Source organism: Micromonospora sp. M51, assembly GCF_018070305.1.
Taxonomy (GTDB): domain Bacteria; phylum Actinomycetota; class Actinomycetes; order Mycobacteriales; family Micromonosporaceae; genus Micromonospora; species Micromonospora parva.
Window position 1 is genome coordinate 1 of record NZ_JAGPXZ010001083.1, and the last position, 1491, is coordinate 1491.

At 73.6% G+C, this 1491-nt stretch carries 1 protein-coding gene and 1 pseudogene; both read right to left on the minus strand.

The genetic code is table 11. From position 1 onward, the window contains the following. Positions 1 to 728: pseudogene (locus KBX53_RS32655) on the minus strand (hypothetical protein); the annotation flags it as partial. Between the two features lie 165 nt (positions 729 to 893). After that, positions 894 to 1491 (minus strand): zinc finger domain-containing protein (locus KBX53_RS32660; RefSeq protein WP_210863718.1); only part of this gene is annotated, 598 nt, incomplete at its 5' end.

Here is a 1491-nt window from a genome sequence, read left to right on the forward strand (position 1 = left end):
GGGGTGATCCACTGCCCCGGGTTGCCCGCGCTGGTCCAGCCGGTCTGCGCCCCGGCCAGGTGCAGCACGGCCCGGTTCTGCGGGTACGGCGCCGGCCCGTCCAGCGGGCCGAGGCCGGCCCCCTCGATCGTGTCGTCGACCGGCAGGAACAGCTCGCCGGCCCGGCCGGTGGGGAGTTGGTTGATGAACTTCACCCGGACCGGTCGACCCCGACGGGCCAGGATCATCGGCCCGAGGTGCCACTGTCGCTCCGGTGGCACCACAGTGTTGTGGCCGGCCGGGTCGGTGCCCAGGTTGAGCTGCCGGTAGCCGCGCAGCCGGGTGGCCGGCAGGTCCCGGTGCAGCCGTTGCGCGTACTCCTGGAGGCCGATCTCGTAGTAGTCGCAGCCCGGATAGCTGATCGTGTCGGGCACTGCGACCGGCAGTTGGCTGCCGAGGTCGCCGCCGCCCGGCTGGCCGGGAAGGGGCAGCGGGTCGACGAACTTGCGCAGCCCGGTCCCGGCCGTCACCTGCCCGTCGGGGTCGCGGGTCGGGCGAGGGCTGTGCGCGAAGTTCGGCACGGGGCCGAAGTAGCGGGGCACCACTGCCGGGTCCAGGCTCGGTGTCGCGACGACCTCCTCGGCCGTCCGCGCGGCCGGCACCGCCGCCCCCCGACCGGTGGCGGGGGCGTCGGCGTCGCGGGTGGTCCGCGTGAGGAAGGTGGAGCGGAGTCTGCGGAACATCGCCATGACTCTCCCCGGTTCGGGGCGCGAGGTTCGCCACCCCGACGTGGGGAACCTCGGCACTCTGCTGACGGTCGGTGAGCGCTCAACCGCAGCATGCGACGTCGACGGCCGGTTAGGAATTACCCAATCGTCCGTTTCTACGCTGGGTCTCGATCGGTGGGAGCCTGGTCAGCCGGCAGATGGCGGGGCCGGGCGTTCGGGCTGGCAGACCGGGCACCAGTAGGTGACCCGTTCACCCAGTTCCTCCTTGCGGATCGCGGTGCCGCAGCGGCGGCAGGGCTGGGCGCGGCGGCCGTAGACGTAGCTGGTCTGCCCCCGGTGCAGCGAGCCGGTGCTGCTCTGCGTCCACCGGCCCCGGTTGGCGGCGAGCAGCCGTTGCGCGAGAGCCACCAGGCCCGGCAGATCGGGCACCCCACCGACCGGGGTCCACGGTGACACCCCGCGCAGGAACAGCACCTCGCACTTGTAGAGGTTTCCCACGCCGGCCAGGTTGCGCTGGTCCAGCAGCGCCTCGCCGATGCTCTGCTCCGGGTGCTCGGCGAGCCGACGGACCGCCTCGGCCGGGTCCCAGTCCGGCCCGAGCAGGTCGGGGCCGAGGTGGCCGACCAGGTGATCCTCGTCGGCGGTCGGCACCAGTGTCAGCTCGTGCAGGTGGTAGCCGACCGCTACCGCGCCGGGGCTGCGCAGCACCACCCGGATCAGGTGCGCGGGCCGGCCGCTCCAGCGTTCCCCGGGGGCGTACGCCCGCCAGGCGCCGTCCATCCGC